General features: G+C 34.3%; 16 protein-coding genes and 1 pseudogene. 11 read left to right on the forward strand and 6 right to left on the reverse strand.

Features of this window, described 5'->3' with window-relative positions:
- Positions 1 to 106: 106 nt before the first annotated feature.
- Both F6K18_RS13345 and F6K18_RS13350 read right to left on the reverse strand, forming a co-directional pair.
- Positions 107 to 565, reverse strand: a complete 459-nt coding sequence (locus F6K18_RS13345) for a Uma2 family endonuclease (protein ID WP_287521436.1) — start codon at positions 563 to 565, stop codon at positions 107 to 109.
- On the reverse strand, positions 525 to 710 hold the full coding sequence (locus tag F6K18_RS13350) for a hypothetical protein (RefSeq protein ID WP_287521437.1): 186 nt from the start codon (positions 708 to 710) through the stop codon (positions 525 to 527). Before F6K18_RS13350 ends, F6K18_RS13345 begins: the two co-directional genes overlap by 41 nt.
- Positions 711 to 1142: 432 nt before the next feature.
- Here F6K18_RS13350 and glgX point away from each other — a divergent pair, with 432 nt between their 5' ends.
- The 3 genes from glgX to F6K18_RS13365 all read left to right on the forward strand — a co-directional run bounded on the left by glgX (position 1143) and on the right by F6K18_RS13365 (position 8311).
- Positions 1143 to 3266 carry a glycogen debranching protein GlgX gene (gene glgX / locus F6K18_RS13355; RefSeq protein WP_287521438.1) on the forward strand — a complete coding sequence of 708 codons (2124 nt, stop codon included), beginning with the start codon at positions 1143 to 1145 and terminating at the stop codon, positions 3264 to 3266.
- Positions 3267 to 4480: 1214 nt separating this feature from the next.
- Positions 4481 to 5359: a hypothetical protein gene (locus tag F6K18_RS13360; protein WP_287521439.1), complete on the forward strand. Its 879-nt coding sequence runs from the start codon at positions 4481 to 4483 to the stop codon at positions 5357 to 5359.
- 171 nt (positions 5360 to 5530) lie between these two features.
- The gene (locus F6K18_RS13365; RefSeq protein ID WP_287521440.1) at positions 5531 to 8311 is read left to right on the forward strand and encodes a VWA domain-containing protein; all 2781 of its coding nucleotides are present in this window, start codon (positions 5531 to 5533) and stop codon (positions 8309 to 8311) included.
- A 528-nt stretch (positions 8312 to 8839) separates the two neighbouring features.
- Here the strand turns inward: F6K18_RS13365 and F6K18_RS13370 are convergent.
- Positions 8840 to 9382 (reverse strand): DNA-binding protein, encoded by a 543-nt coding sequence (locus F6K18_RS13370; protein WP_287521441.1) that lies wholly within the window; start codon positions 9380 to 9382, stop codon positions 8840 to 8842.
- Between the two features lie 170 nt (positions 9383 to 9552).
- Here F6K18_RS13370 and treZ point away from each other — a divergent pair, with 170 nt between their 5' ends.
- The 4 genes from treZ (at position 9553) to treY (ending at position 16129) form a co-directional block, all read left to right on the forward strand.
- Positions 9553 to 11376 (forward strand): malto-oligosyltrehalose trehalohydrolase, encoded by a 1824-nt coding sequence (treZ, locus tag F6K18_RS13375; RefSeq protein ID WP_287521442.1) that lies wholly within the window; start codon positions 9553 to 9555, stop codon positions 11374 to 11376.
- 340 nt (positions 11377 to 11716) lie between these two features.
- Complete coding sequence (locus F6K18_RS13380; RefSeq protein WP_287521443.1) at positions 11717 to 12043, forward strand: hypothetical protein; 327 nt, start codon at positions 11717 to 11719, stop codon at positions 12041 to 12043.
- Between the two features lie 389 nt (positions 12044 to 12432).
- Positions 12433 to 12588, forward strand: a complete 156-nt coding sequence (locus tag F6K18_RS13385; RefSeq protein ID WP_287521445.1) for a hypothetical protein — start codon at positions 12433 to 12435, stop codon at positions 12586 to 12588.
- Positions 12589 to 13270: 682 nt separating this feature from the next.
- Complete coding sequence (gene treY, locus F6K18_RS13390; RefSeq protein WP_287521447.1) at positions 13271 to 16129, forward strand: malto-oligosyltrehalose synthase; 2859 nt, start codon at positions 13271 to 13273, stop codon at positions 16127 to 16129.
- Positions 16130 to 16783: 654 nt separating this feature from the next.
- On the opposite strand, the gene F6K18_RS13395 is transcribed toward treY, so the two are convergent.
- Both F6K18_RS13395 and cobU read right to left on the reverse strand, forming a co-directional pair.
- Positions 16784 to 17233: a hypothetical protein gene (locus F6K18_RS13395; RefSeq protein WP_287521449.1), complete on the reverse strand. Its 450-nt coding sequence runs from the start codon at positions 17231 to 17233 to the stop codon at positions 16784 to 16786.
- A gap of 142 nt (positions 17234 to 17375) precedes the next feature.
- The gene (gene cobU, locus F6K18_RS13400; protein ID WP_287521451.1) at positions 17376 to 17939 is read right to left on the reverse strand and encodes a bifunctional adenosylcobinamide kinase/adenosylcobinamide-phosphate guanylyltransferase; all 564 of its coding nucleotides are present in this window, start codon (positions 17937 to 17939) and stop codon (positions 17376 to 17378) included.
- Between the two features lie 199 nt (positions 17940 to 18138).
- On the opposite strand from cobU, the pseudogene F6K18_RS13405 reads away from it, so the two are divergent.
- The 3 genes and pseudogenes from F6K18_RS13405 to F6K18_RS13415 all read left to right on the forward strand — a co-directional run bounded on the left by F6K18_RS13405 (position 18139) and on the right by F6K18_RS13415 (position 21256).
- Positions 18139 to 18851 (forward strand): annotated as a pseudogene (locus tag F6K18_RS13405) (IS1 family transposase).
- Positions 18852 to 19059: 208 nt separating this feature from the next.
- Positions 19060 to 19977 (forward strand): glycosyltransferase family 2 protein, encoded by a 918-nt coding sequence (locus F6K18_RS13410; RefSeq protein ID WP_287521452.1) that lies wholly within the window; start codon positions 19060 to 19062, stop codon positions 19975 to 19977.
- Between the two features lie 328 nt (positions 19978 to 20305).
- Complete coding sequence (locus F6K18_RS13415; RefSeq protein ID WP_287521453.1) at positions 20306 to 21256, forward strand: glycosyltransferase family 2 protein; 951 nt, start codon at positions 20306 to 20308, stop codon at positions 21254 to 21256.
- Positions 21257 to 21617: 361 nt separating this feature from the next.
- Here F6K18_RS13415 and F6K18_RS13420 read toward each other — a convergent pair whose 3' ends face one another.
- Positions 21618 to 21773, reverse strand: a complete 156-nt coding sequence (locus F6K18_RS13420; RefSeq protein WP_287521455.1) for a hypothetical protein — start codon at positions 21771 to 21773, stop codon at positions 21618 to 21620.
- Positions 21774 to 22416: 643 nt separating this feature from the next.
- Here F6K18_RS13420 and F6K18_RS13425 point away from each other — a divergent pair.
- Positions 22417 to 25590: a type ISP restriction/modification enzyme gene (locus F6K18_RS13425; protein WP_287521561.1), complete on the forward strand. Its 3174-nt coding sequence runs from the start codon at positions 22417 to 22419 to the stop codon at positions 25588 to 25590.
- Positions 25591 to 25920: the final 330 nt, after the last annotated feature.

The following is a 25920-nucleotide window of genomic DNA, read 5'->3' on the forward strand; positions in this document are numbered from 1 at the left end:
ATCTCTATTTATTTTTTTTGAAGCTTGAGAGAATGATGAGGTAAATAGAGAAAAGGGTATACAAGGATTCTGCCACGGATGTACGGATGGATTAACGAGTTTATTTCTACTTCTGTTGAAATTCCTTTAATAACCAAGGATAAACTTGACCTTGGTTTGTTTGGCAACTGCGCTGAAGTGCTTCTTCTAACAAAGAAGTAGCTAAACCAGGCAAAACTTGAGACTGATTAATTTTTCTACTTCCTCCATTGGCAACTGCAAAAGCAATAATTTCTAGATTCTGTACGTCAACTATCCAATATTCAGAGACATTCATTGCTTCATACAACAAACGTTTTTCACCTTTATCATCTAATAGGGAGGTATTAGCAACTTCAATGACTAGGGTTGGTGGAGGATAAATATCTAGATCGATAATAGAAGTTCCCCTTGGAATAACTTTAGTCCCATTCAAACGTCTTGCAGCTTCCTGTATATCACTCAATAGAGCATTATTGCCCCTAAATTGCGCCACTTGCACACCATTAACATACTCGGCATTCAGTAGTGCTACGACCAGCACCATTAATTAAAACAACCTGCTCTCTCTTTTCGACATTTTCTCCAAAAATTCCTTGACCTGCTACAGCATCAACAACGCTAGCATTTAACCCAACTAAGGCAGCACCTATACCTAAAGTTTGAACTGTATTCTTTACTAAATTATTCATTTTAAACTTCCTTTTCTCCAAATACAGATTACTAATTAAAATAATCCTCAAAATAAGCAGGTACACAAAATTAATTACACAGATCTAAGACCATGTCCGGATGATTAGTAATAATTAAGTATTCCTAGTTTTCGGTCATCAATGAAAACAGGTTAACCCCTGAAAAATTTCCTACTCTTCCATAATTTTCTGACAGCTATAAACCACTAGACTTTCTAATTCATCACCACAGATACAATCGTTGAAAAATTAGAATAATAGAAAGATAAAAAGTTAGAAATATTTTGGTTGTTTACCTACCCACCGTTTGTCATAAGTCCTGATGAAATAAGTTCCACAAAACAAGCAAGAAAAATAAATACTTTGCTAAACTATTTGTAATTTATAACTACAAAAATAGTCCTTTAATTCTGAAAAGTTCTTAATTTATCTATGTATGTACCACTTTGGCCTGGAAAACCATATCCTCTGGGAGCTTCCTGGGATGGTAAAGGCACTAACTTCGCTATATTCTCTGAAAATGCTACTAGTGTTGAACTTTGTCTATTTGACAAGCAAAATAAAGAAACACGACTAGCTCTGACAGAAGTTAGTAACTTTGTCTGGCATAGCTATGTACCAGGCATAGGTCCAGGTCAAAGATATGCATTTCGAGTACATGGCCCCTACGAACCGTCCCAAGGTCATCGTTTTAATCCCAATAAATTATTAATTGACCCTTATGCCAAAGCAATTGATGGGGATATACTCTATGGTCAAGAAATATTTGCCTATTCTTGGGATGACCCAGAAAAAGATTTAGCTTGCACCTTGGATGATGATGCTCACCTCATGCCAAAATCTGTGGTAATTGATGAAAGTTTTGATTGGGGAAACGACAAACTATTAAACATTCCCAACCACGAAACTATAATTTATGAAATTCATCTCAGAGGGTTCACTAAATTACATCCTGACATTCCCGAAAATCTGAGGGGTACTTATGCGGGGTTAGCACATCCAACGGCGATCGCCTATCTTCAGTCTCTAGGTATTACTGCGGTAGAGTTAATGCCAGTACATCACTTTATCCGATACCCAGGACATTTAGTTGATAAGGAATTATCTAATTATTGGGGTTATGACTCGATTAATTATTTTGCTCCCTACAGTGGTTATAGTTCTAGTGGTAAAGCAGGGGAGCAAGTTCGAGAATTTAAACAAATGGTTAAGGCATTGCACAATGCTGGTATTGAGGTGATATTGGATGTAGTTTACAACCATACTGGAGAAGGTAATCATCTAGGTCCAACTTTATCCTTTAGAGGTATTGATAATGCTGCTTATTATCGCTTAGTAGAAGATGACCCCCGCTACTATATGGATTTTACTGGTTGTGGTAATTCTCTCAACGTTCGTCACCCCCAAGTATTGAAATTAATTATGGATAGTCTCCGCTACTGGGTGACGGAAATGCACGTTGATGGTTTTAGATTTGATTTAGCTTCAGCTTTGGCGCGAGAATTATATGAAGTAGATAGTTTGGCAGCTTTTTTTGATATTGTTCACCAAGACCCGGTTATTTCTAATGTGAAATTAATAGCTGAACCTTGGGATGTAGGAGAAGGTGGTTATCAAGTTGGTAATTTTCCTCTATTGTGGTCAGAATGGAATGGTAAATATAGAGATGCAGTTAGAGATTTTTGGCGAGGGGAAGAGGAAACATTAGCAGAATTTGCTTATCGTTTTACAGGTAGTTCAGACTTATATGCTGCTAATGGTAGGTTGCCTCATGCGAGTATTAATTTTATAACCGCCCATGATGGTTTTACTTTGAATGATTTAGTTAGTTATGACGAAAAACATAACGAGGCAAATGGGGAAGATAATAATGATGGAGAAGAATATAATCGTTCTTGGTGTTGTGGAGAGGAAGGAGAAACTGACGACTCGGATATAGTAAGTATAAGAAACCGTCAAAAGCGTAATTTTTTAGTGACATTAATGTTATCTCAGGGTGTACCAATGTTATTAGGTGGAGATGAATTTAGCAGAACCCAAAAAGGTAATAATAATGCTTATTGTCAGGATAATGAAATTTCTTGGTTGGATTGGAATTTACAAGTAGAAAATGTAGATTTGTTAGACTTTACTCGACAGTTAATTTATTTCCGTTGTCAACATCCAGTCTTTCATAGACGTAAATGGTTTCAAGGTCAGGCAATTCATGGTTCCGATGTGAGTGATATAGGTTGGTATAATCCAGATGGTGGAGAAATGACTGAAGAACAATGGAATATTGATTTTGCTAAAGCTGTTGGTGTGTTTTTAAATGGAGAAGAAATTCCTGCTAGTGGGGACCGTGGGGAAAGGATTATTGATGATTGTTTTATGATATTTTTTAATGCTCATTATGAATTGATAGAGTTTACAATTCCTCCTAAGTTTCAAGATAGAAATTGGGTAGTTATTGTTGATACGAGTAAGTCTCGTTTTGTGGAAAATGGTAAGCAATATCAAGGTGAAGTTCCTATTCCTGTGATGGAACGTTCAATTATTGTTTTAAGACGTTTATAAGCATTTAGGTATTAGCAGTCAGCTCTCAGATTTTTAATGAATAGGGTGCATCTTAAGTATTTGTAAAAATACTTTTTTTCTATTCCCTGTTCCCTATTACTTTTTCCTTAAAAACTAGAAATTTTTTGCTTTGTTCAAAAGTTAGATGCACCCAATAAATTAAACAATTATTCGTTTAACTTACTGTTCAAATTGATTCTTAAATATAGGTTATCTGGAATTGGCAATCTATCAAATGATATATAAGAGAATGTTTATAACAAGAATATTAAATCCAGGCGTAGGGTAGGTTAGGCGACAATAACTAAGTAGTTGTGCATTAATTGTATATTTTAATAATTAGGATTTATAGCAGTTTTCACAAAGGTAGACTACAAAATTTTTGCCTTCTGCCCTCAGCATAAGTGCCTTTAATCCAAAATCTCTGTATTCTATGTTAATGAAAAGCGCTATAAGGTGAATCCCTTCAAATTAAATTTTTCGTATTGGTCAGCTTGAATTATAGTGCTACAGGCAAGTCAGGAATTTCTGCCTGCTCCTACCCTTCAATTTTTGGATACTATCAGAACACATTTGTCAATGGTTATAATTGCTTAAGCACCGACACCTGTTCAAAATTAGTTTTTTTGAGATTCATTCATCCGTAGAAAGGGTATAAATTTTTGCACCCTATATTGACGAAAAATATAAAGTTGTAGCTTTTTCTAGGGAAAATTTATGATTTTTAAACACAAGACTAGCACAATAAACTATGTATCTATATGATACCAAATCGCTGAAATAACGCAAGTAGGTGAAATATTTTGTAACAATTAGCCGAAATCAGAGATTTTTTGATAAGTATAAAAAATAATAATAGTTGATTAGATTCTTTTTACTTATACTTTTGCCTTCTTGCGGGAAACGGTTTTTTAATTTTGGTCATAGAAGAAGGCGATCGCAACTTCTAATTTTGCATAAGCACTTACGAATCGTAGCCAAAATTTAATTTTCCGCCGTAACCCACCGAACATTAAACACTTGAAAAGTCTTAATCTTTAGTTGACAAACACTCTCTAAGTATTGCCACTAACAAATCAACAAAGAATGGGAAAAGCAAGAATTTTAAGAATGGGTATTGTATATCTATAGGTCTTTCAGGAATAAAGTATCAAGATTAGACCTTTCTATTTGTAAGCAATAAAATAAATAAATACATATCTGATGTTTCAACAATGGCAAGAAACTATTTACAAGCTTTAGCTAAAGCAGCTTCTAAGGCACTTGGTCCTTTGGGAAGTCCGATTGAATTTTTCCTTAGTCTCAATCAAGATAAACAAACACAAAAGCAGAAAGATGAATTATATGCAATGATTCTCGAAGGGCAAAACCTGACCCGTGAGACTCTTGAGGAAATATTGAAAGCTAGAAGTGAAATCAAAGAATTAAAAGAGGAGTTTATCTTGGCAGTGAAAGCTTGTTCTTCTATTTTAGCTCAAAACAGGAAATTGCTGTCTAGTCAAGATTTAGAACAAAATATTCCTTTTTTGATTGAAATATATAAGGAAAAACTTGAAGAGAATAAATTTGTGACGAACAATGAAAAGATATTTATGGCTAGTTTATTTCAAGAGGTTCTAGACGAGATTAGAAAACGAAGTGGTAAATATCAAGATATTAAAGATATTGAGAGGAAAATTATTAACAATCTTGTAGAAGTTTATCAAAGAGCTGAATTATTTATATATGCTCTAGAACAAGGGGGGTTCTATATTGGTAACTTGAATCTAAATCAACCTCTAAGAGCAATTGTAGAGGATTTTTTAAGTAAATGTAATGCTATAAATGTAGACAAATTATATAAAATTTTTAGTAAGTTATACGAGCAAAATAAAGGTCTTACCTTATTAAAAGAAATTCGATATAGACTGGAAAAAATTAAGAATGAAAAAAAGGAAAAAGTTGAAGAGAGTGGATTTGTGATTAACAACGAGAAAATATTTATGGCTAGTTTATTTCAAGAGGTTCTAGATGAGATTAGAAAACGAAGAGGCAAATATGAGGATATTGAGAAAGAAATTACCAATGAAATTTTAGGAGCTTATAACGAATAAAGAGAATTTATAACTATTCTAAAAAGGGGAGGGTTTAAGATTGGAAAATTAAATCTCAATCAATCTTTTTCCGGAATTATATCTGATTTTTTAACTCAATGTAATGGTCTAAATAGATATGAGTTACATAAAATTTTTAGTAAGTTACATGAGAAAAATCAAGGTCTTACTTTGGTAAAAGAAATTCGAGATAGGCTGGAACAAATTAAGAATCAAAAAAATGGGAAAAATGAACAAATCAAGGATGAAAAAATTGAGGCAAATCAAGGTTATACCTTATTAAAAAAGATTCGAGATAGATTGGCACAAATTAAGAATGAAAAAATTAATGCTTTTCCTAATTGGGGATATTTTTCTTGGATGTATAAAATTGAGAAAAAAGAAGTTATCACAATTAGTAAAGATGAAATTGGTTTGGTCGAAGCTAAATATGGTTCTCCCTTGGAAAAGGGTAAAAGCTTTGGTCGGAAAGTTGATTGTAATAATTTTCAGCACACACGAGCCTTTATTAAGGGTCGAGGTCAAGCAGGTCAACAGCTCGCTCATCTAGAAGTCGGAACATACAAGATTAACACCGAAATATTCAATATCAGAATAGTCCCCATTATTTCTATTCGTCCAGGAGAAATAGGACTGGTAATAGCCAATTATGGAGCTTCGCCAAAACAAATATTAGGCAAAGTTGTAGAATGTGACAGTTTTCAAGATGCAGAAGCATTTCTAAATAGTGGAGGACAAAGAGGTAAGCAGCTTGCTATTTTGACTACAGGAAAATATAAAATTAATACAGATTTATTTACCGTTATTACTACTGCTAATGCCCATAAAAATAATGAAAATCCAGAGAATTTAAAAGTTTACAAAATCGACAAAGGTAAAATTGGCATTGTAACTACAATGGCTGGGAAAACTCTTCCTAAAGATGAAATTGCAGGACCAGAAATTGAGGGGCATGATAATTATCAAGATGGGCAGAAATTCCTAGATTTAGGAGGATACAAGGGTTTGCAAGAAGAAGTCTTGAAAGAAGGAGAATGGAATCTAAATCCTTGGTTTGTCAAGGTTGAGCAAGTACCACTAACTAGAATTGAGCAAGAAGAAGTGGGAGTTGTTGTATCTTTTGTTGGGAAAAAATATGACAGACACAATTATAACCAGGGTATATCTTCTGATGAGAGTGAATATATATATGAATTAGTTCCAGAAGGATACAAAGGGGTTCAAAAAGAGCCACTTATGGCTGGTGACTATCCTATTAACACCAGAACTAAAACAGTACATTTAGTGCCAACTACTCTAATCGTACTGAATTGGTCATCAGATGAAGAAAAACATCCTTTGGATTATGACTATAAGCTCAATACGTTGAAACTAACTTCATCCGATGGTCGTGAATTCCAAGTTCAGTTTACCCAGATAATTCGTATTGCTGCTGAAAATGCACCGATGGTGATTTGTCAAATTGGAACATCAGCAGCAGAAGTAGAAAGAATATACATGAATGATAATTTGGGAAGAACTATTAAGAAATATCCAGCTATTAGAAATTTTGTGAATCGTGTATTAACCAAGGTTGTTGAAGGTCACTTTAAACACGCTGCTACTGCTAAAACAGCAATTCAGTTTCAACAAACAATAATTCAGTGTCAAGAAGAAGCTCAAGCTTATATTGAGGCAGTTCTTGAAAAATATGGTATAGAAAGATGGGGTACTTATATTATTGCATTTAATTTACCAGAGGAATTAGATAAACACAGACAAGTATTAGAAGATTTAAAACAAGAACAAGTCAAAGCTCAAGAAGAGAGTAAGACGATTCAAGAAAAAATACAAACTGAAGAAAAAAACAAACAATTGACTAAAGAACAGGAAGAAACAAAAGCTGTAGGACAAAAAATTCAAGCTGATACCAAAGTATATACTGCTCAAAGGGAAGCCCAAGCTGATCGTGAGAAAGAGAAGGCAAAAGCAAAAGTAAATAAAATGCACATTGATGTTGAAATAGCTCGGCAGGAAAAACTTACTGAAATAGAGATTAATGCTTTTCGTGCCAGAATTGCTGCTCTTGGCCCTGAAGTTTATGCTCAAATAGAATTACAAGCAAAATGGGCAGATGCAATAGCTCAAATGCAAATTACTTATCCTCAGATTATGACGAGTGGTGGTAATAGTGGCTCAGGAGACTCTACCTCAAACTTATTTAATTTATTACAAATAGAACATTTAACTGGACTTGCAGACCGCATTCAACTTAACCAAGGAACATCCACACCCTTATTTTCCACAGCAGCAACAAAAAATTCTCTTTCCCCAAACCAAGAACAGAAGAGTTTATCAACACATTCCACTGAACCTAAGATTCCAGTCGTCTTACTATTAGATACATCTAGTTCAATGTATGGTCAGCGTATAGATTCCTTAAATGATGGAATTACTTCTTTTAAACAAGAATTTGAACCTAACACTAACCCATCCCAGAATGTAGAGTTAGCCATCATAACCTGTAATAGTAACGGACGAACAGTCCAAGAATTTGTCAGTATAGATAAATTTCTCCCATCTCCCCTGAAAGCCGAAGGTACAACTACCATAGGCAAGGGAATTGACTTAGCATTAGATGAAATCGAAAATTATCAGAATTCTAAAAAACCCTGGGTATTTTTGATTATAGGTAGCTCTCCAACTGACGATTGGCAAAAATCCGCACAGCTTATCAGACAAGCTGTAGAAATGAATAAACTCAACTTTTTTGTAGTTGCTGTTCAAGGAGCAGATATGATTAGCTTGGAAGAAATTGCTCCTTTAAACACACCACCCAAATTGCTCAATGGTTTGAAATTCCGTGAATTATTCCATTGGATTGCAGAAAATCTCAAAACAGTTTCTAATAGCGAACCAGGTGCTGCTATTTCCATTCTCCCTATTACAGAATGGGCAGAAGATGAGTATTAATTGTTAGACACTATTCTACAGAAGCGAATAGCTATTCGCCCCTACTGTTTCTACCAAAATGAAAACCGCTTTAATCCTCTTATCTTTCCTCAAGAGGATTTCTAGTTAAGAATGAGCGATCGCCACACATTTTTCTCAAAACTGAGCCAAAAATACTGTAGAACTCCTCAAGGTATCTCTAAAAACTTAGACAATACAGAATTACAAACTTTTTCATTCTATGAAGCTCCTGAAAAAATCGGCGCGTCAAAAGATTTTCGGTTGCATCCTCACAAAAATTGTGATACGATAAAAATTATAAGGGTTCACTCGCCCATACACATGATTTTTTATTCAACTAAAAATAGCATTGTTTTTCAGCGATAGGGCGACCTTCCGCTTCGCTACGCACATGAAACACGAACACGAACGCTGTAGAAAAGAAAATCAACCTTAAAGATATCAAATGGGTTCTATAGATTATGAGCGATCGCCACATATCTTTCTCAAAATTCACCCAAAAACACTATATATAATAGTAGTCAAAAACTATAACGTTGCAGATAAACAGTGTTTAGCTTTCCGATTTTTTTGTTTTGCCCGCTGCTGAAGCACTTCCGGAGGCGGACCATAATCTCCATCACTGAAATATACTCGCTCTACTATATTTCCCGGTTCTACTTCAATCCATAGACGGGCACCTCCAGCTTGACTTGTATTAGGTTTATGAGGTTGATACACTATTTGGCAAAGTCCATGAATTTTCACAGCGTGGCAATAATCTTTTTTACCTCCTACTTTTACCGCGACTGCTGTATGAGAAGTTCCATGGTCTCGATTATAGTCTATAGTCTTTCGTAAAACATGAATAAAAGTATTACCTGTGCGCCGATTTTTATTCCAAGTTGGTTCTGGACCACGACGACCAGGCGTAATTTCTGGCATCCCCCTTTGATTTAGGGGAATCTGCCAAAGTCTTTTGACTTTTTTAGCACCTATAACGCGGCCAGTATTTAGTAGAAAACGCAATCTACCTGTCGAGATATTTAATAGAAAAGCTGCTTCGGTGGTACTCACTAATGAGACAGTCATAACTATAACGTTGTAGTTTTGAATAATTTACATGAAAAGGAAAAATTAGAAATTTTTTTTAAAAAAGTAATTTGATTTTAAGAGGTTAATAAATTAACAGACAAAAATGTAGTCTAAAATTAGACAACATTAATTATAAAAAATTCAACGTCCTCAGAATCTATAAATCTATGATAATTGGTAGCCATTATTCAGCAGAAACAAATAAATGCCTATTTACTGTGTGGGCACCTCTACGAGAAAAGTTAGCTGTACATATTGTACATCCCCAAGAAAAATTAATAGGTCTGCAAAAAGATGAATGGGGATATTGGCAAGGAGAAGCAAAAGACATTGACCAGGAAACTCTCTATTTCTATCAATTAGATGGAGAAACTGACCGACCAGACCCCGCCTCTAACTGGCAACCCCAAGGAGTACATGGTCCCTCAAAAATAGTAGACCATCAAAAATTTACCTGGAATGATACTTCTTGGCAAGGTATCCCCTTGGCAGAAATGATTATCTATGAACTTCATGTCGGTACTTTTACTCCGGAAGGAACTTTTGCAGCAATTATTCCCAGGTTGCCAGAATTAAAAGATTTAGGAATAAACGTTATCGAAATAATGCCAGTTGCCCAATTTCCAGGCGATCGCAACTGGGGCTATGATGGAGTTTATCTATATGGTGTCCAAGATTCCTATGGTGTGCCTGATGGTCTAAAGCAACTGGTTAATGCTTGTCATCAAATGGGCATTTCTGTGATTTTGGACGTTGTTTATAATCATTTTGGGCCTGAAGGAAATTATCTCTGGGATTATGGTCCTTATTTTACGGATAAATATCATACTCCTTGGGGTAATGCTGTTAATTTTGACGACGCATATAGTAATGAAGTCCGTAATTTTTTTATTGAAAATACTTTGTATTGGTTAGATAAATATCATATTGATGGTTTACGTTTAGATGCTGTTCACGCCATTTATGACATGAGTGCTGAACCTTTTTTACAACAGTTAGCTAACCGGGTAGAAGAGTTTAGTAAAAATGGTAGTTGGAAACGTTATTTAATTGCGGAAAGTGACTTAAATGATGTGCGAGTTTTACGTTCAAAAGAAAATGGAGGTTTTGGTCACGATGCTCAATGGTGTGATGATTTTCACCACTCTTTACATAGTCTTTTAACAGGAGAAAGTTCTGGATATTATTCTGATTTTAAGAGTATAGATTCTCTGAAAAAGTCTTACAAACAAGGATATGTTTATACAGGAGAATATTCACCTCACCGTCAGAGAAATCATGGTAATTCAACCATGGGTTTTGCTGGAGAAAAATTTGTAGTTTGTATTCAAAATCACGACCAAATAGGTAATCGATTAATTGGAGAAAGGTTATCAGCTTTAGTAAATTTTGAAGGATTAAAATTAGCAGCAGGAGCAGTTTTAATTTCTCCATTTGTACCAATGTTATTTATGGGAGAAGAGTATGGAGAAGAAAATCCTTTTATGTATTTTGTTAGTCATGGAGATCCTAATTTAGTAGAAGCAGTGAGAAAAGGTAGAGCAGAAGAATTTAAGTCTTTCAATTGGTCTGGAGAAGTGCCCGATCCTCAAGGTGAAAAAGTATTTATGGACTCTAAATTAAATTGGGAAAAATCTAGGGAAGGTAAATATGGAGTTTTACGTTCTTTTTATAAACGCTTAATTGAGCTACGGAAAAAAATTCCAGTATTAGCTAGGCTTGACATCTCTCAAATAGAAGTAAAAAGTTTTGCTGATAAAAATGTCTTATTGCTTCACAGGTGGGGAGAAAAAAGTAGTGTATTGAGTCTGATGAATTTTGAAAAGCATTCTGTGACATTTGAACCTCAACTACCCACAGGAAATTGGCAAAAGCTGATTAATTCCTCAGACCGAGAATGGATGGGAGAAGGTGCTGCTTTACCTGAAAAATTATTATCTGGACAAACCGTGACGATTAATCCTTTAAGCTTTGCTCTTTATGAGACTTGATCGGAGCATTCCCCAGAGAATATACATTAGACCTCTCCTGAAAAGAGGGAGTAGGGGGAAAGAATTGATGATTTTTGCGGGATAATTGATTTGATTTTTGATTATCGTAGATATCTATTTTTAGGTGTAAAAGTTATGATGGCCAACATCACCTATAATTGATGGTAACGACTCAAAATATATTTTATTGACATTAGTCGAGTGTCAGTGAAATTCATTTCTCAATTTTAGTATATATTGTTGAGTCTTGATTTAATACAATACTTAAAAATTCATGATAAATTTCCCAAAAAACGTTTTTTCTGAGTCTTTTCCAATTTTTCAAAAATTACCTCCTTCCATGACTTCCATAAGGGAAATAAAAGTTCTTAAGTATTTCGCTCGTTGCCTTTACTCTGGTGCTGGAGAAATAGTCGATCTTAGTTCAGGAGTAGCAGGAACAGTATATCCCTTTGCCTTGGAATTATCAAAAAATCAACAAGTATTAGAGAAAAAATCTAGAATTTATGCCTATGATGCTTTTACAACTCCAAAACAAAAAATTGCAGCTAGAGGAGGACAAATTTATTTCCAAAATACTAGAGAAGCTCAAAAACAAGACTCCTACTTACACATATTTCAAAAAAACTGTAAGACTTTGATTAACTATGTTAATGTTTGTGATTGAGATATTACTACATTGTCATGGCTACATAAATCCATTGAGATTATTCACATTGATATAGCAAAAAAAATCAAAGTATGGCAACACATTGTCAAAGATTTTTTTTCCTGATGTTTGTGTCAATCAAACTATTGTTGTTAATCAAGATTTTTCTAGATCGAGACTTCCTTGGTTAATTTATTCTACTGGTATAATTATGCCCTAATATTGAACTTTTCGACCATGTGATTGATGGTGTTATATATTTTAAAATAGTTCAATAAATACCATCATTTATTCTTGGTAAACTCGCAGAAGATAATTTTAGTATTCCTGAGAAGATATATGCAATCAATAAAATTACGGAGGTACTTGATGATTGTATTTTTGTAGGTAATATTAACAAGGATTTAATGAAAGAACTTATGGAGCTAGCAATTGATTATATTTATTATTATTTTGGCAATAAACAAACATCTTTTGCCTTGGCAGAATCACTCAAGAAGAATCATGCTATTGTCAGGTATTACTCGGGGTTCTTTCGGAAATTAGGCGTTTCTCTTCATTGAAGCTTAACTACTATCAAATTTTAATTATATTTGGGCTACATGAAGAATAAATATAAAGTTTAATATCTCAAAAAAATTTATCTGTTAAACGTGAAATTTTGAACTTTTAACGTAAGCATTCAGCAGTCAGCCATCAGCTATTTGTTATTAACTCATGATCATACTAGAGGGGAATTATCCACCAAGGAGAATTAAAATTAATTAATGAAATTGGCTATAACCTAACCTCAATTCTTGCTTGAATATGTTCAAAAGTTGATTGTTGTTTGCGGATCATAACCTAGGAAATGCTAATAGCTGTTTGCGGAGCATGACCTAGGAAATGCTTACCTTTTAAGAACTAATTAATCAACACTTATAGCAGTTTTCATGTTTCATAGAATACAGAGATTTTAGCTGAAATGCAGCGGGAGCTGAAGTTTTGTAGTCAACATGAATTAAAACTGCTATAGTTATATTTATTTAACTATGCGAATTCTCATAACGACATTATATAATTTAATCTACTTATAGTTTTGAATTTGGAAGTAGATAAAGTCGTAGTTTCATATTTAGCCAAACTAGGAATTTTTCAGATTTATCCTTTTCCTAAATGTTTGAAAAACAAATATTTATCTGTTAAACGTAAAATTCTGAACTTTTAACAGTCAATTAATCACCACTTAATTATCTCTATTTAACTATGCGAATTCCCATTACAACTTATAGAATTCAATTTACTCCTAATTTCGGCTTTGATGCAGCGAAAGTTATAGTTCCATATTTAGCTGAACTAGGAATTTCTGATATTTATGCTTCTCCTATATTTAAAGCAAAAACAGGTAGTAACCATGGATATGATGTAGTCAATTCTAATATACTTAATCCTGAATTAGGCGGCAAAGAAAAATTTGCTGAACTAGTCACAGAAATTAAAAGTAATCAAATGGGATGGCTACAAGATATTGTGCCTAATCACATGGCATTTAGCAGCCAAAATCATATTCTGGTTGATGTCTTAGAAAATGGTCCTGAATCTCAATATCGTGACTATTTTGATATTGACTGGAATCATCCTTATGAAGGTATCAAAGGTAGAGTTTTAGCACCTTTTTTAGGTAAATTTTATGGAGATTGTTTGGAAAGTGGAGAGTTAAAACTTAATTACAGTCAAAATGGATTAACTGTTAACTATTATGATCATCAATTTCCGATTAGAATTGATTCTTATACTCAAGTTTTAACCTACAATATCGGCAAATTAAGAAATAAATTAGGCAGAAAAAACCAAGATTTTGTTAAATTACAAGGAGTTCTCTATAGCTTAAAATATATTCCTTCTGGAGCTGAGGGGAGAGAAAGGTATGACCAAATTAGCTTCATCAAAGGGATGTTGTGGGAATTATGGAATGAAAATCTACATGTTCAAGAATTCGTTGAAGAAAATATAGAGACTTTTAACGGGGTTCCGGGAAAGCCAGAAAGTTTTGACTTATTAGATAAATTATTATCCGAGCAATATTTTCGTCTATCTTTCTGGAAAGTGGGTAATGAAGAATTAAACTACCGACGATTTTTTACAGTAAATGATTTAATTTCAGTCAGAGTAGAAGATGAACAAGTATTTAATACTACCCATGCTCTAATTTTAGAAATGTTAAAAGAGGAAAAATTTACAGGTCTGAGAATCGATCATATTGATGGACTGTACGATCCTGCTCAGTATTTAAACAGACTGAGAGAAAAAGCAAATGCTCCTTATATAGTTGTCGAAAAAATTCTTGAACCTAGCGAAGATTTACCTGTTAATTGGCCGGTTCAAGGAACTACAGGTTATGATTTTTTAAACTATGTTAATGGTATTTTTTGTGACCATTTTAATGAGGAAGAATTCGACCAAATTTATTCTCGGTTTATTCAAGGTACTTCTAACTATGGGCAGCTAGCTGATGAAAATCAAAGGCTGATTATTAACAAACATTTAGCCGGAGATATTGATAATTTAGCTCACTTACTTAAAGATATTTCTAGTAAATATCGGTATGCCAGTGATTTTACTATTTTTGGTTTGAAAGCTGCTTTAGTAGAAGTTATGTCGGTGTTTCCGGTGTATCGGACTTATGTCAGTAGAGAAGGAGTTAGTAAAGCAGATCGAGAATGTATTCAGAGAGTAATTGCTAAAACGAAAGAGAAAATTCCTTTCTTTATCAATGAACTTTTGAATGAATTGAGTTTTATTGAGAAGTTTTTGTTATTAGAATTTGATGAGCATTTAAATCAGGAAGATAAAGATAAATGGCTACATTTTGTGATGCGGTTACAACAATTTACCGGACCTTTAATGGCAAAGGGCGTAGAAGATACTGTTTTATACGTTTATAATCGACTTATTTCTCTCAATGAAGTTGGTTCAACTCCTAGTAAATTTGGAGTTTCAGTTGAAGATTTTCATGGATTTAATCAACATCGTATTGCGTATTGGCCTCATACTATGAGTGGAACTTCTACTCACGATACAAAACGTGGGGAAGATGTCAGAACGCGAATTAATGTACTATCAGAAATTCCTGAAGAATGGGAAAGTTATCTACAGAAATGGCAGGAAATTAATGCTCCTCAAAAAGATTGTGTAGCAGGTTTAGATGTTCCTGCACCTAATGATGAATATTTTTTATATCAGACTTTGTTAGGTGCTTTTCCTGTTGATGAAAGTGAATATTCAACTTTTGTCGAAAGGATTAAAGAGTATATTATTAAAGCAATTCGAGAAGCAAAAGTTAATACAGGTTGGTTAAGACCGGATGATGACTACGAAAGTTCATTGATTAAATTTGTAGAACATCTACTTAAAAACTCAGAAAATAATGAATTTTTACCAGCTTTCCGACCTCTACAACGCAAGGTTCAATATTTCGGAGTTTTTAACTCTTTATCGCAGGTTTTTCTGAAGCTTACTTCTCCTGGAGTTCCTGATATTTATCAAGGTACAGAATTATGGGATTTGAGTCTTGTTGACCCTGATAACCGTCGTCCCGTTGATTTTGAAAAAAGAGCAGAGTTTCTGAAGGAAATTAAGACAAAAATAGAGTCCGATATTTTAGGATTGATTGAAGAACTTTTGCAAACTCCAGAGACTGGTAAGATTAAAATGTTTTTAATTTACCAAGCTTTACAGGCACGCCGAGAGTATTTGGATTTATTTCAAAGAGGAGATTACCAAAAGTTAATTGTTATGGGTAGTTTGAAAGATCATATAGTTGCTTTCTCGAGAAAATGGGGAGATAGTACAGCGATTATTATAGCTCCCAGATTATTAACTAAGTTGATTCAAGAAGGAGAAAATCCTTTAGGAGAACAAGTATGGCGTGAGACTCGAATATGTTTACCTTCTGGTTCTTCTTTGGTGTGGAAAAATGTAATTACTCAACAAAAACTTAAAGAAGAGAAAGAGGATACTTTATGGATTAGAAATGTACTGAATCATTTTCCTGTAGCATTATTAATTAATGAGCAGGGTGAAACAAATAATGATTCTGAACCAACAGTAGATTCTCAAAATTAAGTGTATTTTGATTTTGAATTTTTAGATTTTCTCAACTTAAAATTTAGTCCGCCAGAAAACTTTCAGAAGGCGAGATTATTTTTCACCAATTCACGGAATAGGGAATAGTAGAATGAAATAATTGATAAATAATATCAAGTCTCATTAATTAGGCAAGGGTAAAAATGTTCAACTCTAGAGAGAGAATATTTTTTCCGTCTCTTGGTGCGCTACCAGGTGCGACTTTCGTCGTCGCGGGGTCGCACCGCTTTTTCATGGGGAACAAACAAACTTCTTTTTGTTCCCTACTCCCTACTCCCTACTCTCTAAATTTTTCCGAAGTGGTTATTTAAAGAGACATGATATAAGAGTGCAATAATTGATTTGATTTTTTATTATAGGAAATGTTTACTTACCAATGGATAACTGATAATTGATAATTAATAATTAATCGAATTTAGGTTTAAAAATTCTCCTTTTTAGGAGAAAAAGAAATAAGATTTATGCAAGCCTTTCAATCCTCTCGGTTTTAACCAGAGGTAACTATCCATTATCAATTAATGAATAATGAATAAGGTTAGCTTTTTACCTTATTCTTGACTGCGGAATGCTGCGCAAACATAATTTTGAATTCTCCTTCTAAAGATAATAAGTTTCAATAACTCATAACTTCTTTTATTTAGAATAGCGAGTATCAGCAGTAATCTTTTCCTCTTTATTCAATAACCGTTCACAAATACCTAATAAATATGATTTATTATTGATGGGCGATCGCGGCAATGGCTTTTGATTATCAGGCCAGTGAGGTAAATCGAAACATGGACAACAATCTGGGGGAATTCCTTTGACACGAGATGGGATAGGCATCGAACAACGGGCACAATCACTAATGTCCCACTCTGGAGATAATAATTCTGCAATTGTTTGATGTGTCCCCTCTAAAAAACAATCTCCCGATCCAGAGGATAAAATTTGTTGCCAGCATGATTCAAAATCTTGACTGTAGCGATCGCCTAAAAGTACGATTTGAGGTTTTATAGCTGCTTGGCCATTTCTCATTAATACCTTCTTACCTAACTGAAACCAATAGGCAATATATTGTTTGACTTGATCGTGAGATGCCATAATTTTTAGCTCCGATATTTTCCGTTTCATAGAACTTCAAAGCTAATAAATAGCCTCGTTCATCTACCTTCATTCTAACTTTTCCATCGTTAAAATTGGGGGAGTGAAGCTAATACTTTATTCCTTTAGAATAAATTAAGAATTAAATGTTCAAAGGTTTGCCTAAAGCACTAAGATTCAAAACATGACCTCCTGTAACTAGATAAACAGACTGAGAAATTACTCCAACTCGACGAATCAGATGACCAAGGCGATCACGAAATAGTCGTCCGATAGGAAACGAAGGAACTACTCCCCAACCTGTTTCTTCACCCACTAAAATTACATCGCTACTAGCTTTTAATAAAGCTTCAATCAAAGCTGCTAAAGTTTCATTCCAAGCTGGTTCATCTTGTGACAAAATATTAGCCAACCAAGTACCTAAAGAATCTACCAAAATACAACAGTCTTGATGTGCATAAGTAGTCAAAGTTTCTGATAGTTTCACAGGTATTTCTAAGGTAGTCCAATCAGGAGGGCGACGGTTTTGATGTTGTTCAATTCGAGTTTGCCACTCTAGGTCTTGACCATCAACTTGAGAGGTAGCTATATAAATTACTTGTTTGTGAGAACTAATCGCCAAATTTTCAGCCCACTCACTTTTACCAGAGCGAGCAGGGCCTGTGACCAAAATTAGTTTCTTAGAAGTAGCTTGAGGAGAATTCATGGGAATACAAACAAATAATACTATTTCTCAAAAACTTTTCTACATTTTCTTGAATCGGGGAGTAGGGGAGTAGGGGCGTTAGCTGCCGCTAACGCCCCTACAGATAAGTAAACATAAGAATAATTAACATTAATTGGGATACTAATTAGCAAAAAGGTGTTGCACAATAGAGAATGATATTCTCGAATTTTATGGAAAAATGGATTGTCCTGATTGTCAAAGCCATAAAGTAGTGAAAAATGGTGATCGTCAGGGAAAACAGAGTTATCTGTGCCGTGACTGTGGCCGTCAATTTCGAGAAAGTCCCTCTCCTGCGGGTTATCGTTCTGATGTTAAAGAGCTTTGTGTAAAAATGTCCTTTAATGGCATGAGATTGGGAGCCATTGAGAGAGTGACTGGTATTTCCCATAACACAGTGCTTAACTGGGTACGGCTTGCACCAAGCACAGATTCCTGACCATAACTATGAAATACCTGAAACTGCTCACCCTAGATCAACTGCAAACTTTGATCGGCTCAAAAAAAACCCAATTTGGGTCTGGACAGTCGTGAATAGCCAAATGCCAGGAATTATTAAGTTTGTCGGGGGGCGTTAGGGAAGCTCCTCTGTAAGAGGCTCGCTCCGCCGTTACCTTGACAATATTATGGCAGATGATTCACGGTTGGGCAAGTTTTTCTCTATATTACAGATGGATACAAGGTTGATCCCTGTTGAATAGAGGATTGCGATCATCTAGTAAGCACCCGCAGCGATGACGAGAGTAGAAGGAGAAAACTGCCGTCATTGACACTACGCACGCTAGGTTACATCGTAAAACTTTGTGCTACTCCAAGTCCATTTATCTGCTGTATAGATCAATTCGGCTCCTGATCTATTATTTGAAACATCGGCAAATTCCTCAATTCTCATAATCATTCGTCACTGTGCAACGCCAGCAAAAAAGTTGTTTTGCCTAAGTTAATTACTTAATAACTGAAATCTTACCTAAGTATATCATTACTTTTGAGAATTGGTATAATCCAGTGTAAACTGAAAATAAAGGATAATAAATTAGAATAAATTAGTAAATAGTAAATTCGGCCAAAATCCGTGAAAACTCCAAAATAGTAAGAATTAACTATGGCCAAAATATCTGCTATTATCTGCACTCATAATCGGGACAATTACTTAGGAGCTGCCATAGATAGCCTACTTGGACAGGATTTTCCTGGTAGCTTTGAAGTAGTAGTAGTAGACAATGCTTCCACTGACCGCACCCGCGAAGTAGTAGAAGCAAGATATCCTAGTCCCAATCTGAAATATGTATATGAGCCAGTCACAGGATTATCTGTGGCCAGAAATACAGGGGCAAAAGCAGCCAGTGCAGAAATTTTAGCTTATCTTGATGATGATGCTGTTGCTAGTTCCCAATGGTTAAGGGTATTGCAAGAAGCTTTTCAAAGTAATGAAAAACTAGCGATCGCTGGTGGTAAAGTTACCTTGATTTGGCCAGAAGGAATTACCCCCCCAAAATGGCTTTCTCCAGAATTATCAGGAAACCTCGGTTACTATGACCTTGGTGATTCTGTAGTGTATATTAATCAGCCTGGTTTAACTCCTAGAGGTTTAAATTATTGTATTCGTCGTACATTTCTCGAACAAATTGGTGGTTTTGATACTAACTTAGGTCGAGTAGGCAAAAAGCTGTTGTCTAATGAAGAATTACACACCACAGAATTAGCAATAAAGCAAGGTTGGCAAGTGGCTTATTTACCTGAAGCTCTAGTTGCTCATAATGTAGCTCCTGAAAGGGTTAGACCTTCCTGGTTTATTGAGAGAGGTTGGTGGCAAGGCATTAGCGAATGTTATCGCGAACAACTAGCTGGTCAGGCGGGTCTTAGACAAATAAGAAAGGGGAGCGATAGAATGATTAGGGGTGTGTACAAGTCTCTAAAAAATATAGCAGACCCGGCCAAACGTTTTGATAATTTTGTCTATGCTTATGCTCAAATAGGCTATCTAGGTGCAGCTATTCAGGGCATGATATCTACGAAGTAGATTTTAGGTGGTAGGTAAAAAAAGTCGATCGCCCTGCCTAAAAGCTAACCCAAAGCTACTCAAAATCTCAGGGCATGAGATTTATGAAGTAGGTATTATGTGGTAGATTTTAGGTGGTAGGTAAAAAAAGTCGATCGTCCTGCCGAAATGCTAACCCAAGTCCACTCAGTCTCAAATCGTACTTACCTAAAGGTTAACTCAAGGCCACTCAACATCAAATCCTAACTATCTAAATGCTAACCCAAGGCAACTCAATACAAAACTATTAGTGCCTTTGAACTATAGCGATAATAAAATAAGGTAATACCCATCTATAAAATTCTGAACTATGACATCATCTAAGATACCAGTTTCAGTTCTCATCCCGGCTAAGAATGAAGAAAAAAATTTACCCGCTTGTCTAGATAGTGTTGCAAGAGCAGATGAGATATTTGTAGTAGATTCTCAAAGCAGCGATCGCTCTGGGGAAATTGTAGAAAGTTATGGAGCAAATTTAGTACAATTTCATTTTAATGGTCAATGGCCAAAAAAGAAAAATTGGTCTTTAGAAAATCTGCCATTTCGGAATGAGTGGGTACTTATTGTTGATTGTGACGAACGTATTACTCCTGAGCAATGGGATGAAATTGCTGTAGCTATTCAAGACTCAAATTACAATGGTTATTACCTTAATAGACGAGTATTTTTTCTAGGTAAATGGATTCGTTATGGGGGTAAATATCCTGATTGGAATCTGCGTTTATTTAAGCATAAAGAAGGTCGCTACGAGAATTTAGGAACTGAGGGAGTGGCCAATACGGGGGATAATGAAGTGCATGAACACGTTGTTTTGAATGGAAAGGTAGGCTATCTGAAAAATGATATGCTTCACGAAGATTTTCGTGATTTATTCCACTGGTTGGAAAGACACAATCGTTATTCTAACTGGGAAGCGCGAGTACATTATAATATACTGACTGGTCAGGATGATGATGGAACTATTGGTGCAAGTTTATTTGGGGATGCGGTACAGCGTAAACGTTTTCTGAAGAAGATATGGGTAAGATTACCGTTTAAACCGATATTGAGGTTTATTTTATTTTACTTTATTCAATTAGGGTTTTTAGATGGTAAAGCAGGATATATTTACGGTAGGTTACTGAGTCAATATGAGTATCAAATAGGTGTTAAACTTTACGAACTTAAAGATTGTGGTGGTCAGTTAAATGCTGCTCAGAAAATAGAAAAAACTCCTAAACCTCAGCCAGTTGCTCAGGTAGATTCAGCAAGTAGTAGTTAGTAGTCAAACTAAGTTAAATAATTAAAATTAATTATAGCAATTCTCATATTGGTGAGGTAGGCGCATTCGTTTGTTTTAGGGAGTAGGAAGTAGGCAGTAGGCAGTAGGGAATAGTAATTCCAGAAACAGGGGATAGAAAAAAAGAAAAACAACTGTATCTCACTAATTTGAGAAACGCTATATTAATTATTAATTATGAACAATTATCTCTTCTTTTCAAGGAGAGGATTGACTCAAAGGAAAATTTTTTCTTGTTTCTCCTTTAAAGGAGAGACTTTAAACCTTAATTATTCGGTAGGAAAAATATCTAAAAATATTTACAGGGGTGAAAAGGGTAATTTCAGTTATCAGTTATCAGTTATCAGTTATCAGTAAAAGTATGAAAGAAGCGATCGGAAAAACTTGGTTTTACTGCTGATGATTCTGATAAATCGATAACTCTAAATTTATCCTCATACTTGAGTTGATAGCTAGAATTGGTAATGCCAAAAATGTAGCTAATTAATCTGAAATTCACCGAACATTTAAAGGAGGTAGAAAGAGGAAAGTCAGCCTATTTTCTACTTCCTTATTTTGATTTTTATAGTATTAACTAGCTATCAGCATTTTCCGTACCGGAATGCTCCGCAAACAGCATTTACGGACTGAAAGGCTTTTTAAGGATTCTAGGCATTAAGCGAAGATATCTTATACCAATTCCTAAAAGTAACGCTTATTAATTAATCAAAACAGTTATAATCACCCTGTTGCTAAAAATAGCCCAGTTAATGTTAATTATTCTTACTTTTTACTTCTCCCCTACTCCCCCACTCCCCTATTTCCCCTCCTGGGAGGGGGAGGGGCGAGGGGTAGGTCCCCTGCTCAACAAAATGTAGAAAAGTTTTTGAGAAATGGTATTATTCCTAATTTCCTTACTCCCTATTTCCTACTCTCAAAAAGATGTAGCAAGACTTTTGAGATTTGGTATAAAGTGATTTTCAACTATCAAATAAGATTAAAATATTGACTAAAATATAGCTAGCATTCTGTAAGGGTTTGGTCTCCAAGCTCCTACTTTTGCTGTGGCAGTATTCTATGTTTAATATTTTGTTGATAAATGGTCTCTGAGAATTTTTATTCTATTATAATATCCTTGAAATATTTGCCAAAAATACAGATTGATGGAATTTAAGCACTATTTACAAGAATTAGATAAAAATCTGGAAAAAGGTAGTGAACGTACTCATTATCCTGCTTTAAAAAATCTGATTGAGGGTGAAATTTTGGGAATTAATGCCAATATTGAAGAAACTGGAAATCAAGCTGGCATCCCAGATTTTACAGTTAGGAAAAATAATAATTTACTTGGCTATATAGAAGCTAAAAAAATTAGTGAAAATTTAGAAAAAATCCAATCAACTGACCAGTTAAAACGTTATGTAGAATCTGACATTGGGAAAAACTTAATTTTAACTAATTACTTAGAGTTTCGATGGTATAAAGACGGCAAGCTCAAGCTAAATACAAGTTTAGGGAGTCTCAAAAATAACAAGATTACTGCTAATGATAATTTAGAAAAAACTGCTGAGTTAATCAAATCATTTTTAAATTATCAAGAGAAAGTTATTAATAACTACAATGATTTAGCTCAACAAATGGCGAATAAAACTAAAGTCATTCGTTATAGTCTGGAAGAAGCATTAAAAATTGAAAATGAAACGGGAGAGTTAACCGCGCTTAAGCAAGTTTTCCAAGAATTGTTATTGCCAGATTTGGATAATAATAGTTTTGCAGATATGTATGCTCAAACTATTACTTATGGATTATTTACTGCCAGAGTTGGTCATGCTCAAAATCCGGGTAATTCTAATTTTAATCGTCAAACTGCAAGTATTTATATTAGTGATAAGATTCCTTTTTTACAGGGTTTGTTTAGTACGGTTATTGCCACAGATATTGTGAGTAAAATCAACTGGGCGATTGAAATTTTGATAGAACTTTTGGCTAAAGTTGATATTGGGAATATTCTGGAAAATTTTGGTCGGGAAACTAGAAAGGAAGACCCGGTTGTTCATTTTTATGAAACTTTTTTAGCTGCTTATGAAGTATCTTTGAGAAAAAGTCGAGGAGTTTATTATACTCCTGAACCTGTGGTGTCTTTTATTGTCAAAGCAGTTAATCATATTTTGGATAAATATTTTGATTTAGAATATGGTTTAGGTAGTCGAAAAGTAACTATTTTAGACCCTGCTACGGGTACTGGTACGTTTTTATATCGGGTAATTAAACAAATCTATTTTAACTTTGAAAAATATGGCGCAAATCGTTGGAATGAGCTGTTAAGAGATTCACAAGTTTTAAAGCGGTTATATGGTTTTGAATTATTGATGACTCCCTACGCTATTGCTCATTTAAAGTTGGGATTATTATTGGAGACTTTGGGTTATCGTTTTGAGGAGAAGGAAAGATTAAATATTTTCTTGACTAATGCTTTGGATGAGGGAATAAAAAAGTCTAGTTTGTTATTGGGAGAATATATTTCTGAAGAAGCTAATCAAGCAGCAAGGGTTAAGGAGGAAAAACCGATTTTTGTTGTGTTAGGAAATCCTCCTTATTCTGTAAGTTCGCAGAATGTTAGTAAGCGGAAAAGAGTACTAGAGGAAGATGCTAAATATTTGGCAGATGTTAAATATAATGGTTTGACTTGGGAGAAGATTTATAAAACAGGTAAAGCGGGAAAAGAGATAACAGAGTTAACTTATATTGGTGAACTTTTAGAAAGATATAAAGGTAGGGTGAGATTGGAGGGAGAAAAGAATATTCAACCTCTTGATGATGACTATATTAAGTTTATTCGTTTTGCTCACGACCAAATAGAAAAAACTGGGCATGGGGTAATAGGTTTGATTACTAATCATTCTTATATTAATGGTTTAATTCATCGCGGAATGAGAGAGGAGTTGATGAAATATTTTGATAGTCTTTATATTATGGATTTACATGGTAATTCTTTGTTAAAAGAAACGACCCCGGATGGAGAGGTTGATGAAAATGTTTTTGATATTCAGCAAGATGTGGCAATTTTAATTGCAGTGAGGCAAAAAAGTGAACCTGATGCTTTTTCAGTGGTTTATAAAAAGAGAGATGGTGTGAAGTTACCTGCTGGTGTTTTTTATTTTGATTTATGGGGAAAAAGGGAGGATAAATATCAGTTTTTAGAGGATGTAAATTTTCAGGATGTTGACTGGATAAAGTTAAAACCTTCTCAGCCTAATTTCTTTTTTTTGCCTAAAAATTTTGATTTGAGTGAAGAATATAATCAAGGATGGAGTGTCATAGATATTTTCCCTGTTAACTCTACAGGAATTAACACTCACAGAGATAATTTTGTCATAGATTTTGATAGAGATGTGCTTCTCAAACGAATCCAGGATTTTCGATATTTAACCATAACTGATGAACAACTATCTAATAGATATAATCTTAAAAATACTCGTGATTGGAAAATTGAAGTAAATAGAAAGTTATTGTGTAATAATTCAAACTATAAAAGTTATTTAACTACTTGTTTATATCGTCCTTTTGATACAAGATTCTGTTTTTATTATCAAAATATTGTTGAATATCCGAGGAATGAAGTGATGGTAAATTTACAATCAGACAATCTAGCGTTAATTTCATGTCGTCAACAAAAAGAGCTAGGATTTAGACATTGTTTAGTGACTGAAGATATAGGAGATGGAAACTGTATTTCAATTCATTCAAGAGAAAGAAGTTATTATTTTCCTCTCTACATTTACCCCGATACAGAAAGCGGACAAACAAATTTATTTGTGGAAAAAACAGCCAACTTATCCTCAAAATTTTTAACTGTCATCCAAGAAAAATTAGGATACATCCCTACACCAGAAAATATCTTTTATTACGCTTATGCCATATTTCATTCCCCTACTTATAGACAAAGATACGCTGAATTTTTACAAATAGACTTTCCTCGCCTTCCCCTCACAAGCAATAATCAATTATTTGAACAATTAACAACTCAAGGAGAAGCATTAGCTAATCTACATTTACTCAAAAATTTACCAGATTTACATCCAGAAGAAAAAACCACTATTGATTATCAAGGGGATGGTAAAAATCTAGTCAAAGAAATTAAGTATGACCCGACAAATGAAAAAATATGGATTAACAAAAATTATTATTTTACAGGAGTTAGTCAAAAAGTATGGAAATTTAAAATCGGTAGCTACCAAGTTTTAGATAAATGGCTTAAAGACAGAAAAAAAGCTAACCGGGAATTATCCGATGGAGAGATTAATCGCTATCAAAAAACTGTTCTTGCTCTGAGATAAACTAGAAAAATAATGACAGAAATATATGAAATTATTCCGACCTTTCCCCTCAGATAGTCAGACAGTCAAATTGAGGATAAAAAGTTCATTTATCTATATATAGTTGTCATCCCATCTAACTAGATATGAGGTCGGAAAATTTGCCAAAATTTTCTCAACTTTTCCCAAATAACTATTTCTCTCCTCCACAACCGATGAGTGGGCACAAATTATTATTGCCACTAGATTAACCAGAAAAGTCATCACAGAAATAGATGAAATTATTCTGAGCTTTCCCTCGAATAGTCACATAGTCAAACCGAAGATAAAAAATTCATTTATCTATATATA

This window comes from Okeania sp. SIO2C2 (assembly GCF_010692625.1).
Classification (GTDB): domain Bacteria; phylum Cyanobacteriota; class Cyanobacteriia; order Cyanobacteriales; family Microcoleaceae; genus Okeania; species Okeania hirsuta.

What these genes read in the sequence shown, in the direction of transcription:
- F6K18_RS13345 (WP_287521436.1), bottom strand. Translation starts at nt 565, where the DNA reads ATGGTGCTGGTCGTAGCACTACTGAATGCCGAGTATGTTAATGGTGTG.
- F6K18_RS13350 (WP_287521437.1), bottom strand. Translation starts at nt 710, where the DNA reads ATGAATAATTTAGTAAAGAATACAGTTCAAACTTTAGGTATAGGTGCT.
- glgX (WP_287521438.1), top strand. Translation starts at nt 1,143, where the DNA reads ATGTATGTACCACTTTGGCCTGGAAAACCATATCCTCTGGGAGCTTCC.
- F6K18_RS13360 (WP_287521439.1), top strand. Translation starts at nt 4,481, where the DNA reads ATGGCAAGAAACTATTTACAAGCTTTAGCTAAAGCAGCTTCTAAGGCA.
- F6K18_RS13370 (WP_287521441.1), bottom strand. Translation starts at nt 9,382, where the DNA reads ATGACTGTCTCATTAGTGAGTACCACCGAAGCAGCTTTTCTATTAAAT.
- treZ (WP_287521442.1), top strand. Translation starts at nt 9,553, where the DNA reads ATGATAATTGGTAGCCATTATTCAGCAGAAACAAATAAATGCCTATTT.
- F6K18_RS13380 (WP_287521443.1), top strand. Translation starts at nt 11,717, where the DNA reads ATGACTTCCATAAGGGAAATAAAAGTTCTTAAGTATTTCGCTCGTTGC.
- F6K18_RS13385 (WP_287521445.1), top strand. Translation starts at nt 12,433, where the DNA reads ATGAAAGAACTTATGGAGCTAGCAATTGATTATATTTATTATTATTTT.
- treY (WP_287521447.1), top strand. Translation starts at nt 13,271, where the DNA reads ATGCGAATTCCCATTACAACTTATAGAATTCAATTTACTCCTAATTTC.
- F6K18_RS13395 (WP_287521449.1), bottom strand. Translation starts at nt 17,233, where the DNA reads ATGGCATCTCACGATCAAGTCAAACAATATATTGCCTATTGGTTTCAG.
- cobU (WP_287521451.1), bottom strand. Translation starts at nt 17,939, where the DNA reads ATGAATTCTCCTCAAGCTACTTCTAAGAAACTAATTTTGGTCACAGGC.
- F6K18_RS13410 (WP_287521452.1), top strand. Translation starts at nt 19,060, where the DNA reads ATGGCCAAAATATCTGCTATTATCTGCACTCATAATCGGGACAATTAC.
- F6K18_RS13415 (WP_287521453.1), top strand. Translation starts at nt 20,306, where the DNA reads ATGACATCATCTAAGATACCAGTTTCAGTTCTCATCCCGGCTAAGAAT.
- F6K18_RS13425 (WP_287521561.1), top strand. Translation starts at nt 22,417, where the DNA reads ATGGAATTTAAGCACTATTTACAAGAATTAGATAAAAATCTGGAAAAA.